Genomic DNA, 14,715 nt, shown 5'->3' with positions numbered 1-14,715 from the left:
CCCTTTTAATTTAAGTCCGGCGTTTCCCCGTATAATCCCGCTTCCGGCGTTCATTTACGATATGATTCAGAATCCCGCCACCGATAATAATAACGGCTGCCATCATCAGCACACGTTTCGCCCCTTCCTGCGGAAGTGTGCTCTTAGACGCAATCGACGTAGTATTGAATTGAAGGGTATATTCGATTTCATGAGGCGTTCCCATCGCCAGTGTATCCGCCCTGACTGTAAGTTCTTTTGTCAGATCCAAAACAGGGATCGTAAAATGAGAATTTGCGTCCTTGGCACTTTCATTCTCGTATTTTCTATTATCTACCACCATGTAATCATAATTGGAACTGCTCCATGTGATGGATATGTATGCCGTTCCATCTGTCACCGTCAGAAGAGCAGGACTCTGGATCGAAGCCTTTCCGCTTCCTCCGGTCATTGTTACCTCGATGGCATATTCACCATCCTTCAGGGAAAGCAGCGTTCCAGCACCTGCCTGCGCTGTCAACGTCCACCGGCTGCTAAATAAGATACAAATGATTCCCAAAAGAATGAAACCTATTTTTTTCATAGACAGAAAACTCCTTACCCTGTGTTTATAAATTCTTTTTCTTATACAGAAACCAGGACGCAGCAATCGAAAAACACGCCAGATACAGAAGCAGGATCCCAATCGTTGTATAAGAAAATGCCTCATGATTGGCGATGCTGCGAAGCGCCGCACTGGTCTGCGATAACGGCAGATATTCAATCACCTGGCGCAGACCATCCGGCATACTCCGGGCTGAAAAGAATGTATTGCACAGATATGCCATCGGCATAATCACGTAATTCGAAAAGCGCGGCACATCGGCATGGTTTTTGGCATAAAAAGATACCACAACTCCAATTGTGGAAAACACAGATCCGTTTAAAAACATTAGAAGAAACGACCAGCCGTTAAAACAGAGCCCCGTTCCGATCGGCAAAATCAGAAGAATAATCACGGCTCCCGCATATAATCCCCGGAGACTTCCGCCGATGATCTGTCCCGCGATGAACTGCCACAGCGGGGTAGGAGAGATGATGACCTGGTCAAATGCTTTTTCGTACAATCTCTGGACGTTTAAATTCTGGGCGATAGCATTGAAACTGCCGTTCATGGTCGTCAGGGCAACCACTCCCGGAATCAGAAAGTTCAGATACGATTGTCCGTGCGACATGGTCTGGATTCCAAGACCAAACACCAGAATATATAAAAGAGGGGCAATCATGGCAGCCAGCGTGATTTTATAAAAATCCCGCCGGAATTCTACCCATTTTTCCCATAACACAGTAAGAATACCCATTTTTACCGGCATTCCAGCTGCTGCCCGATTGTCTCCAGAAATACATCTTCCAATGTCGTACTGCGAAGCGCTGTTTCCTGTTCTGACGCGGACAAATACTGAATTGCCTCCTCCTTTCCATGAAAATAGTGTGATTTCAGCCCATCTGGTGAAGTCTCATCAACCGCATACCGCCCCAGCGTCTCTATCATATGCCCCGGAGCATCTGTTTCCTCCAGACGTCCACCGCACATAAAGCCGACACGGTCACAAAGCGTTTCTGCTTCCTCCATATAATGCGTTGTCAGAAGAATGGTAAGCTTTTGCTGATTCAGCTTTTTCAGAAGATTCCACATCTGACGGCGGGCAAATGCATCCATCCCTGCAGTCGGTTCATCCAGAAGAAGGATTTCCGGTTCCGTTAAAAGTGCCCGGCAGACCATCAGCTTCCGCTTCATGCCTCCGGAAAGCTTTCGGACGGTTCTCTTCCGATAATCGATCAACCCGCAGAATTCCAGCAATTCCTCTGACCGCTCCCGAATCTTTTTGATCGGCATATAATAAAGATGTCCCTGATATTCCATAATCTCGTTCATCGTCATATCCTGACGCATCGAGTATTCCTGCGTAACGACACTGAGTTTTTGTTTCAGCTGATTTTTCTGACGGGTCAGCAGCTCTCCGTTGATCCAGATTTCACCCGAAGTCGGAAGCAGGAGAGTGGAGAGCATTCCGATGGTGGTCGTTTTTCCGGCACCATTCGGTCCCAAAAGCCCAAAGAACTCGCCTGTCTCAATTTTCAGGTTCAGATCCTCGACCGCCAGAAAATGATCGTATTTTTTTGTCAGATGCTTTAATTCAATCATGGTCCCCTTCCTTCACGACAATAATCGAATAATAACTTGCCCGTTCTGGAATTTCATCGATTTTATGATAAATATGCTCCTCTGGCATACCACAATTTTCGATCATGATACCTGTCATATGCTTTTCTTTCAGGGTCGCCTTGACAAGCGGCATCTTGGAAGCTGCTTTCATCAGAACCTTGGTACCTGGAAGTTCCAGCGCCGCCTCAATATCATAAGTGGACGGAATAATATGAAGCTGTTCTGAGCGGTCAACAAGACTGTCCTGAAGCTTGGCGCTGACCGCGCAGAAGGACGGAATGCCATTGATGATTTCAGTTGCATAACCATGTGCTTTTACAATCCGATGGATATAAATATAGGTACTGTAAATCGTCGGATCTCCGAGCGTGAGGCAGGCAACATCCTTCCCCTGTTCCAGCTGCTCTATAATCTGATTCGAGGCAGCCTGGTATGCTGCATTTAAAACAGCTTTATCTTTTGTCATCGGAGTAGTGAGGTTTAAGCATTCCTTTTCATCCAGATTTTCCACGATCCCACTGGCAATTTTATAGGAAACTGCATTTTCCTTTCCATCCGCCGGTACCGCAATCACCGGGCACTTCTGAATCGTGTCAACTGCCAGATACGTCATGAGCCGCGGATCGCCCGGACCTACTCCTACGCCATATAAGGTTCCTTTTATCATAAACATTTCCTTTCTGTGAAAACTGTGAGAAATTCAAGTGTTCAACTTTTAAAATTTTTGTACGATGCCTTTTTTGCTTTTTTAATAAAGTACGAAATTAGCCTTTTTCAAAAGTAAAAAATTTTGTACTTTATAGTTAGTGGTTAATAAATGGCTTAGATACAAGGATTATAGCATAAAGTACAAAAATTTCAAAATGCACTTTATTTCAGAATGTACTTTATTTCGAAACAGAATAAAGTACATTTTCAAATCGCTCCATTTTGGAAATTTCATAAATAGTGGAATAAAGTGGGTTACAAGAATTCCAAAAGCAGTTATCCGCAAAAAGGGTTAATGTCAATGGAATGTATTTTGGATATGTTCCCCAAAATGGAAAACAAATACAGATGAGCTTACCCGATGGCTTTGACTGTTATCAGTCTACACCATCGGTTTCCTCAAGTCCAGCTAACCCCTGAATAGTAACTGAGAGGTCATTGTATAGTATGAAGTTGTATTCTAGACAGAAAAATTTTTTGGATGTATACTATAGAGTTGGATTTACTAAAAAGCAAAAGCAGGAGGAAATAATACTGTGCGCGATGTACTGCGGGAAGAAAAGAAATTTCTGCTGAATCAGGCAGAAGCTTTAAAACTCCGGAATTATCTGTCAAATGTGGTTCATACCGATTTACATAATGGATCCGATGGTTACCAGGTACGTTCTTTGTACTTTGATTCTTTGTCAAATCGGGATTTTCAGGAAAAAGAAGATGGTCTGGAGTTAAGAAGGAAGTTTCGTTTGCGGGTATATAGTCCTGATGCGGATTTTGCACTGTTTGAAATGAAGCAGAAGCAGGGACCATATCAGCGAAAGCGATCATTAAGATTATCCAGAAAGGAAGCGCAGGCTCTCATTGAGGGTGATTATTCCGTACTTTTAAACAGTGGCAGTGAGTTTGGACAGGAATGTTATTCAATTATGGAAATGTGGGCATACCGTCCTAAAACAGTTGTAGAATATGACAGATTTGCATTTATCGCGCCAGAAAACTCTATTCGAATAACCTTTGATTCCAAAATACGGGCTAATGAAGTGAATTTTAATGTGTTTGATAGAAATCTGGTGTTAAACAGTGTAATGTCTCCTTTTGCTGTAGTGCTGGAAGTAAAATACAATGGCTTTTTGTTAAGCTATATCAAGCATATGCTTCTGCCCGTTCAGAAAAGCGAGCTTTCCGTGAGCAAATATTGTATGGCAAGACAAATTGGCTGTAACTACAGGTTTTAGGAGGAAAGGAAATGAAAGAGACGATTTATAACCTGCTTGCCCAACAGGGGGATATGACCTGGCAGCAAATTATAATGCATATTCTGGTAAGTGCTGTCATTGGTCTGTTTATTTTTATTTCATATGTGATTTCACATAAGGGAACGATTTACAGCAAAAAATTTGGAGTAACACTGATCGTTCTGACGGTTATGACAGGAACAGTTATGACTGTCATAGGAAACAATATTGCATTGTCGCTTGGTATGGTCGGTGCATTATCTATTGTGCGTTTTCGAACTGCAATAAAAGATTCCAGAGATACTGTATATATTTTCTGGACGATTATTGTGGGAATATGCTGTGGAGTTGGAGATTATCTGGTTGCTGCAGTAGGCAGTTCTGCTATTTTTCTTATTTTTCTTATCATGGGAGCGATTCGCAGTGATAACCATATGCTTTTGATCATCCGTGCAAAAAGAAGCCGCTGTGAAAATATAGAATCTCAGGTCTTTCGTTATTTTGGGACTGGTGTCGTTCTTCGGGTAAAAAATACGACAGAGGAAAATGCTGAGTACATTTATGAATTATCCAGAAAAATACTGGAGAAAGTTCAGAAACAGTATCCGGCTTTAACAGATGATTTCTATAACCTTGGACAAATCGAAAGTGTTAATATTGTAGCTCAAAGCGATGAGATTTATAACTGATATGAAATACAAAATAATAGGATTTATATGCTGCTTTGCGGTTATCCTGATTGCCGTTTTTGCGCCATTGTCTTATAAGGACTACCGAAAAACAGAGAGAATTCATCAGCATGAACAGGAAATTCCCCAGGAACCATGTACGGATCCTGCGGATGGCGGTCTGTGTACATATCTTCCGATTGTCAAAATTGATACAGATGGGATGGAAATCCCGGGAAGACCCATTAAGGATGATGGAAACAACCGCATTTATACACGCGCTACGGATGGGGAAACTACAATTGCTGCTCAGATGGATATAATTGGGAATGACAGCAAAGAGTACCATCATGCAAATGAAACGGCAGATGTATCTTCTGAAATCCGTATACGAATGAGAGGTAATTCCTCAAGAAAGTTTGATAAGCCAAGCTATGCCATCAGACTTGTAGATAAAAAAGGGGAAAACAATCCGCTTTCCATTATGGGAATGGATGCGCACCATGAATGGGTATTATACGGTCCCTGGCTCGATAAAACAGCCATACGAAATTATATGTTTTACAATCTTGCCGGAGAAATGATGTCTTATGCGCCAAATGTAAGATTCTGCGAAGTAATTCTTAATGGTGAATATGAAGGTCTATATGTAATGACTGAAATGATAACCGGCGGAAAAGATGGCGCCAGGCTGGGACTTCGTGTAAATGCCAAGCGCAGCGCATTTTCCGGATACCTGCTTCGCCTGGATCATCAGCATGCGGGCGAAGCAGCTTTAAACAGCTTTACAACGTATACCTACAAAACCCCCTTCCTGCTGCAGATAGAATATCCCGGAAGCAGGAACAGAGATGCCAGACTGACAGAAGAAATCCGGCAGGATTTTTCAAATTTTGAAAAAACTCTGTATTCATATGATTATGACAGGGAAAAACATGGCTACACTTCTATGATAGATGTAGACAGCTTTGTAGATTACTTTATAATCAATGAGCTTTCCAGTAATGCAGATGCCGGAAACTATTCCACTTATATTTATAAGGGAACCGATAATCTGTATCGTATGTGTGTATGGGATTTTAATAATGCCTGCAATAACTATTTCGAGGAGGAACTTCCTTATACAGGATTTTTCCTGAACAACCGATTATGGTTTGAAATGCTTATCAAAGATGAGGATTTTACTGAACGGATCATCCAGCGATATCATTCCTTGCGAAAAGGTCTGTTAAGTGAGGAATCACTTTATCGTTATATCGATGAAACCCTTGATTTTATCGCACCAGCTCTTGCAAGAAACGATGCACGATGGGGAAGTGTGGAACAGCAGGCAAAGGGACTTCTGGTTCCGGTATCGAGAAATCTTGACAGTAGATCTGCCGCTGAAGGACAGTTAAAAGGTTACTTGCGAAACAGAGGAAAATGGCTGGATGAAAACATTGAGACTCTGCGTCAGTATTCAGCATCCTCCCGTGTAAAGCAGTATAATGAGGTTAATGATTAAAATATGAAACGATTTATTATCAGTATATCTGCCATCATTCTGCTTGTATTTATTGGATTTATAGCTGTGTTTTATGGCGGATTTTATGTGGACTCAGGCCGGGACAATCATATAAACACATTTGTCCGGACTGAGAATAAAGAGATACTTATAAAGGACAAAGATAAGTGGAAACCATTTGAAGTCAGAGGAATTGACATGGGAAGCGGTATTCCAGGTGAATGGTCTACAGATTATGCGATTACCAAAGAAACCTATCTGCGCTGGTTTCAGCTGATCCAGGAAGCAGGAGCAAATACGCTGAGAGTCTATTCTGTCCAGAATCCGTCTTTTTATAAAGCGTTCTATGAATACAATTCCCAACATGAGGAGCCGTTATATTTACTTCAGGGAATCTGGGTAAATGATTATATACAGAACTCCCTAGTGGATGCATATGCCGACTCCTTTGCAGGAAAGCTTCTGGATAATTGCCTGGTCACTGTAGATGTGATCCATGGAAAACGACTTATCATCAATAATGATGCAGATACAAGTACAGGACTTTATTTACACGATATCTCGAAATGGGTGCTGGGATATATTATCGGAAATGGATGGGAAGATACAACCGTTGCATATACAGATGAGAAATATCCGGATATGGAACCGTATAAAGGAACCTATCTTACTGCTTCAAAAGATGCCTCTGCCTTTGAATCCCTGCTTGCAGAAACAGGTGACAGGATGCTGTACTATGAATCAACAAGATATGATGAGCAGCGTCTGATCTCCTTTTCCAGTGGAAATGCAACAGATCCCTTTGATTATCCTAAAGAGATTGCAGAATATTTCCGAAAATGTGCCCGGATCGACGCAGAACATATAACTGCAACTGATAAATTTATATCAGGTCAGTTTGCCAGCTACAGTGCATCTCCATATGATCAGGATTACCTTTCCTGTATGGAATACACAACATGGAACAGTTTGTCTGATAAAAAGATCGACTTTAGTGACTGTATCACTCCTGACGGAAAACGGAATACTTATCGGGCATATTTAAGACTTTTAAACGAACATCATACAATGCCGGTTTTGGCTGTTGAATTTGGTGCAGCCACAGGACGAGGTGAGATTCAGGAGAATCAGGTGACCAGCAGAGGACTTGGATACTATTCTGAAAAAGAACAGGGAAAGATTCTGGTAGATTGTTATGAAGACATTATGGCTGCCGGACTTTCCGGAGGCTGTGTCTATTCCTGGCAGGATGAATGGTTCAAGCATACCTGGAATACCATGTATGCTGTAGATTTAAGCCGTAATATTTACTGGGAAGATGCTCAGACAAATGACCAGCATTTTGGCTTGCTGGCATTTGACTGTGGGGAAAAAGAAAGTGTTTGTTACGTGGACGGGGATACTTCCGAATGGACAGATAAGGATATGGTGATCCAATATGAAGACGGCTCTTTCATCAGTGTGAAGTATGATGCCTCCGATGTTTATTTATATCTCCATAAAAAGGGCTTTGATCTGGAAAATGACACGCTGTATGTTCCGGTTGATACGACCCCTAAAACAGGCAGTACCCGTATGGAAAATTGTACAGCAGAATTTGAAAGACCTACAGATTTTGTACTGATCTTGAATGGAAAAGATAATACTCGTCTGTTGGTTCAGGATCGGTATAATCCCATTCATGCCAATTATGAGGAAGATATTACAGGAGAAGATTCTTATATTGATCCACCGGCTCGGGATAGCGCTGTATTCGAAAATATCTGCATGGTATTACGGGATGTTATTGGTCAGTATCAGGATGCTGCCACACCGTTAAGAACCTTTGAAAGTGGAAAGCTGTATTATGGTAATGGAAATCCATCTGCATCTGCTTATGATTCCAGGGCAGATTTTATCTGTAACGGAGATGATGTGGAAATTAGAATCCCATGGCAGCTGCTGAATTTTTCTGATCCGTCCCGAATGCAAATTCATGATGATTATTATGACGGAAATTATGGCATTGAAGCAGTGGGGATCAAAGAGATGTTTATAGGTCTTGGCAGAGAAGGAAATACTATCGAGATGGGACGGCTTAAACTGAAAGGATGGGAAAATACAGTATCTTACCATGAAAGATTAAAAGAAGCATACCAGGTTCTGAAGACATACTGGACAGGAAAGGAACACGAATGATAGCACAATTTGTGATTGTTTTTTATTTTATTGTCTGTGTGGGGATTATTCTGTTTAACTGCTTTATAGAGATAGTTTCAAGATATCGTTCCTGTGTTCTGAAAAGGAGGGAACAACGATATTGCGAAGAATACAGACAGCTGTTTTTAGATAATATAACGGAAAATAAAAAGCAGGAAAAAAGGCTGGTTAAAGAGCTCCAGTCAACCAGTAGACTTCTGACGTTCAGTGAAGCATTATATAAAGTTGAAAACCGTATGCCGGAACAATTCCAGCAGGGAATAGCATCTGTAAGTCGGCTGATGGAAGAACTGATACCAGTTTATAAAAGAAAATCGGATATGGAAAAAGCCTGCTTGGCTTATGTATTTGCCATATTTCATATGACGAAATTCCAGGCTAAGGAAATTGTTTTCCCATTTCTTTTTGACCTGCTTGGAAATAAAAGTCTCTATTGCAGAGAGAATGCTTTGCGGGCGTTATACAGTTCAGAAGATATACACGCAATTATGCAGGCATTGGAATTCCTGAATGCAAATGAGCAGCTGCTTCCGCATAAAAAAATACTTGCAGATGGACTTCTTTCCTTTAATAAAAAAGAAGAACTGATACCACTCCTTTGGAAAAAATTGAGTGAATTTCATCCAAGGATGCAGGTAAACCTGTTGGATTATATTCGATATGCATCGTCAAACTGGAAGGATGAAATGCTGTCTATGTTGGAAACAAGCCAGGATATGGAAATTCAGATCGCATGTGTCCGCTATTTTGGCAGATATCAGGATGAAAGAAGTGTTTCTTTTTTGCTTCATCACGCCGAAGAAGAAAAGGAAGGGTTCTGGGAATTGCAGAATGCCTGTATTTCCGCTCTTGCTGTGTATCCCGGACCGCAGACACTGGAAATTTTGAAAAAAGAGATTTCCAGTAAAAACTGGTATGTCCGGCATAATGCTGCAAAAAGCCTTGCAGTTCTGAATACAGATAGGGACGCATTAGCTGATATTTTACAGGGAAATGACCGCTATGCAAAAGAAATGTTAGAGTACCAGTTGGATGCAGCAAAAGCACAAAGGAGGGCGGGTTTATGACCGATGCATTTCGTTTTTTTCTGGAATGTGTCAATCTGTTTTTTATTATATATCTGATTGGATATTCCAGCTTTTTGTTTTTGTCGGTTGTAGCAGGAGCAATTGAACTGTACAAATCATACCGCCTTGAACAGCTGCACAATAAACTGTGGCAAAGCTATTACATACCTGTTTCCATTCTTGTTCCGGCTTATAACGAGGAGATCACGGTGAAGGACACAGTTACTTCACTTCTCAACCTGGATTATAAACTATATGAAATTATAGTGATAGATGATGGTTCTAAAGACAAAACATCTCAGATCCTGATTGATGCATTTCATATGGAGCGAGTGGCGCGCCCGATCCGTCATCTAATCCAATGTCAGCCCGAGGAAGATGTTTATGAATGCCCGAACCAGAAAGTACCCATTACTTTGATCCGCAAGAAGAACGGCGGAAAAGCAGACAGCCTAAATGCCGGAATCAATGCAGCCAGGTATCCTTGGTTTATCTGCATGGATGCGGACTCTATTTTACAGCATGATTCGCTGGAGAAAATCGTTCGTCCGGTTCTGGAGGACGAAAATGTAATAGCCGTTGGTGGAAGTGTCCGTCCAGCCAATGGTGTTGTCATAAAAAAAGGTCATGTGATAAAATATAGGCTGCCTAGAAATATAATAGCAAGAATGCAATCCCTGGAATATGACCGTTCTTTTCTGGCAGCACGTATCCTGTTGGATAAAATCAATGCAAACATGATCATATCCGGAGCTTTTGGATTATTTGAGAAAAAAACAGTGATTGCCGTAGGCGGATATGACAGCAGTACAATGGGCGAGGATATGGAACTGGTAGTCAAACTTCATGAATTCAGCCGCATGAATCGTAAGCCATATAAGATTGATTTTGCACAGGATGCCATCTGCTGGTCGCAAACACCGGAAAAATTAAGTGAATTGGGCAAGCAGCGGAAAAGATGGCAGAGAGGATTGTTCCAGTGTATGTGGGGACACCGTAAAATGCTGGCAAACCCACGGTACGGAGCTGTAGGACTTTTATCCTATATTTATTTTCTGTTTTACGAATTATTGTCACCATTTATTGAATTTTTTGGTATACTTACAATGGTTTTATCTGTGATGATGGATATGCTGAATGTGAAATTTATGCTGGCATTTCTTGCCTGCTATGCCCTGTATGGTATTTTACTTACATTAACTGCATATTTTTCAAGAATCTATACCATTGACCAGAAGCTTTCTTTTCGAGAACTGATCCTTGCTATTGTTGCTTGTTTTTTTGAAACAACTTTTCTCCGCTTTTATCTGGCATTTGTCCGTGTGACTGCATTTGTGGGATACAAGAAGAACAAACTGAACTGGGGTAAACTGGAAAGAAAGAAAATGAACGGAATATAATTTTATTACTATGTCAATTTAGATTGATCGAAACGACGGGAGGAATTGCGTCCTATGTCACATTATTTAAATAATCCATGTTACATAAAGAAGAACAGAAAAAGAGAAGAAGAATAGAGGAATAAAAGAAGAGAAAAAGGAATGATGCAGACATGTTGAGCGCAGGCTCAATGTGGCTGCATTTTTTTCTTGTTTTTTTATAAAATCCTATTGACAAAATGATTCAGAAACACTAATATGATATCATAACATTATATAATGATATATAATCAATCGATTGAAGAGGAATTCGACTAAAGAAGCTGAGGAAATGAAGGTAATAGGGATTGGGGACAATGTATGTGATAAGTACATCCATTTAAAAACCATGTTTCCTGGGGGGCAGACGCTGAATTTTGCAGCGTATGCCGGAGTGCTTGGAGCAGATGCTGCATATTATTTTAATCCGTTTGAACATGATAAGAAAAATGTACGGAATTTAAAAATGTATATGCAGTGACGAAGATAAACAGAGGGAGGAGCAGCTATGCGGTTTGCAGCGGTAGGATTCACCTGTATTGATGTATACAAAAACTTAAATATCAGTTACCCGACAGGCAATGGAATCGATCTGATGTTTAATCTGATGGATTTGGTTCCCGAGCTTGTGCCGTCCGTGGTGACGGCGATTGGAGATGATGCCTATGGACAGTCTATGCTGGAAGCGTGTCAGAAAAGGAAGGTAGATACCGGGCATGTTACCATTGTTCCCGGGGGACAGACGGCAGTGATAGAGATGCTGTTAAATGGCAGAGACCGGGTGCATCACAGGGCGGAAAAAGGAGTCATGATTCCATATCAGCCAACGGGAGAGGATATGGATTTTATCCGGACACAGGATTACATTCATACCGATCTTTCGTGGAATGTGACAGGATTGCTGAAGGACATGAGAAGCAAGGGAACGAAGATCTATTTTGATTTTTCTAAGCGGTATCGGCATGAGGATGTTCCGACCATTCTAAAAAATATCAATTATGGTATTTTTTCATTTGAAGAGGAGACCGAGGAGGTAAGAGAGCTTTTGCGGATGGGCTGTTCCATGGGAGCCGAGGTGCTGCTTGCCACATTTGGGGAAGGAGGCTCTCTGGCTTTTGACGGAACAGAGTTTTATCGACAGCCGTGCATACCGGCACCGAAGCTGGTGAATACCGTAGGCGCGGGAGATTCCTATGGCGCCGGCTTTATGAGCGGAATTCTTCGGGGCAGGAGCATACCGGAATGTATGCTTTCCGGCGCGAAAAAGGCTGCTGAGATTGTCAGTATATTTGAACCTTATCATGTGTAAAGGAAGCTTTGGAGAGAAAGGAGTTGTCGTTTCGTGATTATTGATGTACATGTACACCCGGTGTTATTTGGGCCGATCTGTACAGATTCGGACAGGGTGAATTTCAGAAAGAAGGCGTTTGGCCTGTACAAATCATCTCCTGTGCCCATGGAGCAGGTCATGGCCGTGATGGATCATGCCGGAGTGGATCGGGCGGTAATTCTTGCGGAAGATTATTCTGCATCGATGGGACAGCCGATTGTGTCAAACGAAGAAGTAAAGAGGATCGTAGAATTGTTTCCGGAACGCTTTATCGGCTTTGCCAGTGTCGATCCGCGAGAGGAATGTGCGGCAGAAAAACTGAAGGACGCGTTTGAAAAGCTGAATTTGATGGGTCTGAAGCTGAATTTATCCCATTTAAATATGTATCCGGATGACAGACGGTTAAAACCGTTATTAGATCTGTGCACAAAGTATGACAAGTCGGTGCTGTTTCACAGCGGCTTCAGCTGGGAACCGGATTCCCCGTCAAAATATACACGTCCGATTTTGTTTGAAGATATCGCCGTGGAATATCCGACGCTTCGGTTCTGCCTGTCGCATCTGGGATGGCCCTGGGTGGATGAGCTGTGCATGCTGTTGTTAAAGTATCCCAATGTTTATACAGATACGGCGACGGTATTTATGGACAGCCCCAAAAACTATTATGAACAGATTTTCTTGAAAAATATGGCTCCGGGATGGCTGCAGAATAATCTGATGGATAAGGTGATGTATGGATCCAACCTCCCCAGATTTCGCCAGGTCAGAACAAAGGACGGTCTGGAAAAACTAAATCTTCGTCCAGATGTGCTGAAAAAAATCCTGGGAGAGAATGCGGAAGTGTTTCTGGGAATGAAAGGAAGAGGCTATGATTATTAAATCTTATACGCATGAAATTGCCAGCAGACAGGAATTTGAAATGGTAAAAATCACAGATCAGGTGCAAAAGGACGTGGCTGCCAGCGGAATCACAGCGGGAGTTGTTTTTGTCATATCCATGCACACGACTACGGCGATTATGATAAATGAAAGCCTTCCCTGTGTGGAAAAGGACATTGAACTGACGCTGGAACGGTTGATACCAACAGACGGAGATTACGTGCATACCCATATGCTCCCAAGCTATGGAACCTGCAGCGGAAATGCCCCGGGACATTTGAAGTCAATGCTTTGCGGAAATCATTGTGTGCTTCCGGTAATAGATGGAAAAACAGCGGGCGGAAGTGCCCAGGATATTTATTTTGTGGAGTTCGATGGACTGAAGATAAGAAAATATACGGTTCAGATCATGGGAGAATAACCTGATTTTTCCTGTAACAGAGAATAGCGCCTTGCTTTGCCAAAGTGAGGCGCTATTCTTCTGTATCGAATTCGATGCCAGTGTGTGCACACGATTATAAGTGCTCACCAAAGCAACGGATTCTTTATCAAAAACGAAACATGGATGCTTGTACTTTCTGTAAAGGTTTGCGAAGAAAGGAACGGCATTATATTTGACTAAGAGAAGGTCACTTTACATCCCTCAAAATGGGTAAAGTGACCTTTTTATATTATCTTTTATTTAAGGGGAATCATGTATTAGAAGCAACTTGTGATAAGAAAACTAGGAATGTAACATTTTTAATCCTCTTTTTAAATAAATTGGATTCTTATAATATTATGGTTTTCAGAACTTATTTCTTATCTTTTGGTATTCTCTAGGTGAATATCCTTTTAGCTTGTGGAAGAGTCGGCTGAAATAAAGCTGGTTATCATACCCAACAATCTTAGAAATCTCATTGATGGAATAAGTTGTTGTTTCAAGTAAAATCTGAGCATTGGTGATTCGGATTCCTACTGGATAGTGGATTTGAAAGTCAAAGAACGTTTAACCGAACATTTAAAGAAAGATACAAAATATCGCCGAGTGACTATCGGAGTAAATGCGTGAAAGATATGTTGTTATAAACGGTTCTATTAATGGAAAAGAGCTTTCTGTATCCACAAAGGAAAATCCGGAACGGAAGTTTCAGACGGAAACCCATACCGTTATAGGAAAAGCAGCCGGAGACTTCCAGAACCAACAGAAGATCCAGAAAAATGATCGTGAACAGAGGCTGGCAGGAATCTACTACAACCGAGGAAGAAATGCAGGCTGTAAACCGGAACATCAATGAGCAGAAAACGCAGACCATCGAGACGCTGCGGCAAACCATTAAGGAATGGGACATTTCATGAAGAATTGGAGAAACTGTTTCCAGAATTAAAATAGACACATATAATTGAACCGGCCTTTCATACATTGAGAGGGTATTCTTAATCAAAACATAAGGGAAATCCGTATAGAAATCAATGAAGATACAAAGGAAACAATGCAGGAGAAGATTAAACGGATGCCGGTTACAGAAGCAAGCCGAATGGCAGT

General features: G+C 41.6%; 15 protein-coding genes and 1 pseudogene. 11 read left to right on the top strand and 5 right to left on the bottom strand.

The features are described 5' to 3' along the window. Positions 1 to 10: 10 nt before the first annotated feature. From C7U56_RS01650 to cobI, 4 genes are read right to left on the bottom strand one after another with little or no spacing between them, the layout of a single operon-like run. A complete protein-coding gene (locus C7U56_RS01650) occupies positions 11 to 562 on the bottom strand; it encodes a hypothetical protein (RefSeq protein WP_106999886.1) in 552 nt (183 codons plus the stop codon). 25 nt (positions 563 to 587) lie between these two features. Further along, entirely contained in the window at positions 588 to 1,331 is a 744-nt protein-coding gene (locus tag C7U56_RS01645; protein ID WP_233430146.1) for an ABC transporter permease, read from the bottom strand. After that, positions 1,322 to 2,164 (bottom strand): ABC transporter ATP-binding protein, encoded by an 843-nt coding sequence (locus tag C7U56_RS01640; RefSeq protein WP_106999885.1) that lies wholly within the window; start codon positions 2,162 to 2,164, stop codon positions 1,322 to 1,324. Before C7U56_RS01640 ends, C7U56_RS01645 begins: the two co-directional genes overlap by 10 nt. Then, entirely contained in the window at positions 2,157 to 2,852 is a 696-nt protein-coding gene (gene cobI / locus C7U56_RS01635) for a precorrin-2 C(20)-methyltransferase (RefSeq protein WP_333493341.1), read from the bottom strand. Before cobI ends, C7U56_RS01640 begins: the two co-directional genes overlap by 8 nt. A gap of 577 nt (positions 2,853 to 3,429) precedes the next feature. Between cobI and C7U56_RS01630 the strand changes: the two genes are divergently transcribed. The 9 genes from C7U56_RS01630 to C7U56_RS01585 all read left to right on the top strand — a co-directional run bounded on the left by C7U56_RS01630 (position 3,430) and on the right by C7U56_RS01585 (position 13,611). Then, positions 3,430 to 4,125, top strand: a complete 696-nt coding sequence (locus tag C7U56_RS01630; protein ID WP_106999884.1) for a polyphosphate polymerase domain-containing protein — start codon at positions 3,430 to 3,432, stop codon at positions 4,123 to 4,125. An 11-nt stretch (positions 4,126 to 4,136) separates the two neighbouring features. After that, positions 4,137 to 4,814, top strand: coding sequence for a DUF4956 domain-containing protein (locus C7U56_RS01625; protein ID WP_106999883.1), 678 nt, complete (start codon positions 4,137 to 4,139; stop codon positions 4,812 to 4,814). A gap of 1 nt (position 4,815) precedes the next feature. Beyond that, positions 4,816 to 6,297, top strand: coding sequence for a CotH kinase family protein (locus C7U56_RS01620; protein ID WP_181357142.1), 1,482 nt, complete (start codon positions 4,816 to 4,818; stop codon positions 6,295 to 6,297). A gap of 3 nt (positions 6,298 to 6,300) precedes the next feature. Beyond that, the gene (locus C7U56_RS01615) at positions 6,301 to 8,475 is read left to right on the top strand and encodes a hypothetical protein (protein ID WP_106999881.1); all 2,175 of its coding nucleotides are present in this window, start codon (positions 6,301 to 6,303) and stop codon (positions 8,473 to 8,475) included. Between the two features lie 509 nt (positions 8,476 to 8,984). Next, a complete protein-coding gene (locus C7U56_RS15425) occupies positions 8,985 to 9,563 on the top strand; it encodes a HEAT repeat domain-containing protein (protein ID WP_147352096.1) in 579 nt (192 codons plus the stop codon). After that, positions 9,560 to 10,963: a glycosyltransferase family 2 protein gene (locus tag C7U56_RS01605; protein WP_106999879.1), complete on the top strand. Its 1,404-nt coding sequence runs from the start codon at positions 9,560 to 9,562 to the stop codon at positions 10,961 to 10,963. Before C7U56_RS15425 ends, C7U56_RS01605 begins: the two co-directional genes overlap by 4 nt. Before the next feature lie 526 nt (positions 10,964 to 11,489). Further along, positions 11,490 to 12,290 (top strand): PfkB family carbohydrate kinase, encoded by an 801-nt coding sequence (locus C7U56_RS01595; RefSeq protein ID WP_106999878.1) that lies wholly within the window; start codon positions 11,490 to 11,492, stop codon positions 12,288 to 12,290. Positions 12,291 to 12,323: 33 nt separating this feature from the next. Further along, positions 12,324 to 13,190: an amidohydrolase family protein gene (locus C7U56_RS01590; RefSeq protein ID WP_106999877.1), complete on the top strand. Its 867-nt coding sequence runs from the start codon at positions 12,324 to 12,326 to the stop codon at positions 13,188 to 13,190. Then, entirely contained in the window at positions 13,180 to 13,611 is a 432-nt protein-coding gene (locus C7U56_RS01585) for a secondary thiamine-phosphate synthase enzyme YjbQ (RefSeq protein WP_106999876.1), read from the top strand. Before C7U56_RS01590 ends, C7U56_RS01585 begins: the two co-directional genes overlap by 11 nt. A 366-nt stretch (positions 13,612 to 13,977) precedes the next feature. Here the strand turns inward: C7U56_RS01585 and C7U56_RS01580 are convergent, their stop codons facing one another. Then, the gene (locus C7U56_RS01580) at positions 13,978 to 14,136 is read right to left on the bottom strand and encodes a helix-turn-helix domain-containing protein (protein ID WP_333489807.1); all 159 of its coding nucleotides are present in this window, start codon (positions 14,134 to 14,136) and stop codon (positions 13,978 to 13,980) included. A gap of 11 nt (positions 14,137 to 14,147) precedes the next feature. On the opposite strand from C7U56_RS01580, the pseudogene C7U56_RS01575 reads away from it, so the two are divergent. Next, positions 14,148 to 14,258 (top strand): annotated as a pseudogene (locus tag C7U56_RS01575) (AraC family transcriptional regulator); the annotation flags it as partial. Between the two features lie 132 nt (positions 14,259 to 14,390). Further along, positions 14,391 to 14,528 carry a hypothetical protein gene (locus C7U56_RS15520; protein WP_181357141.1) on the top strand — a complete coding sequence of 46 codons (138 nt, stop codon included), beginning with the start codon at positions 14,391 to 14,393 and terminating at the stop codon, positions 14,526 to 14,528. Positions 14,529 to 14,715 lie beyond the last annotated feature (187 nt).

This window comes from Clostridium fessum, assembly GCF_003024715.1.
Lineage (GTDB): Bacteria > Bacillota > Clostridia > Lachnospirales > Lachnospiraceae > Otoolea > Otoolea fessa.
The sequence above is the reverse complement of the archived record's forward strand: the minus strand, read 5'-3'. Positions and strand labels throughout refer to the sequence as shown.

Bases quoted from the DNA above. Each gene is read 5' to 3' on its own strand.
- C7U56_RS01650 (WP_106999886.1), bottom strand. From the start codon at position 562: ATGAAAAAAATAGGTTTCATTCTTTTGGGAATCATTTGTATCTTATTT.
- C7U56_RS01645 (WP_233430146.1), bottom strand. From the start codon at position 1,331: ATGCCGGTAAAAATGGGTATTCTTACTGTGTTATGGGAAAAATGGGTA.
- C7U56_RS01640 (WP_106999885.1), bottom strand. From the start codon at position 2,164: ATGATTGAATTAAAGCATCTGACAAAAAAATACGATCATTTTCTGGCG.
- cobI (WP_333493341.1), bottom strand. From the start codon at position 2,852: ATGATAAAAGGAACCTTATATGGCGTAGGAGTAGGTCCGGGCGATCCG.
- C7U56_RS01625 (WP_106999883.1), top strand. From the start codon at position 4,137: ATGAAAGAGACGATTTATAACCTGCTTGCCCAACAGGGGGATATGACC.
- C7U56_RS01620 (WP_181357142.1), top strand. From the start codon at position 4,816: ATGAAATACAAAATAATAGGATTTATATGCTGCTTTGCGGTTATCCTG.
- C7U56_RS01615 (WP_106999881.1), top strand. From the start codon at position 6,301: ATGAAACGATTTATTATCAGTATATCTGCCATCATTCTGCTTGTATTT.
- C7U56_RS15425 (WP_147352096.1), top strand. From the start codon at position 8,985: ATGCAGGCATTGGAATTCCTGAATGCAAATGAGCAGCTGCTTCCGCAT.
- C7U56_RS01605 (WP_106999879.1), top strand. From the start codon at position 9,560: ATGACCGATGCATTTCGTTTTTTTCTGGAATGTGTCAATCTGTTTTTT.
- C7U56_RS01595 (WP_106999878.1), top strand. From the start codon at position 11,490: ATGCGGTTTGCAGCGGTAGGATTCACCTGTATTGATGTATACAAAAAC.
- C7U56_RS01585 (WP_106999876.1), top strand. From the start codon at position 13,180: ATGATTATTAAATCTTATACGCATGAAATTGCCAGCAGACAGGAATTT.
- C7U56_RS15520 (WP_181357141.1), top strand. From the start codon at position 14,391: ATGATCGTGAACAGAGGCTGGCAGGAATCTACTACAACCGAGGAAGAA.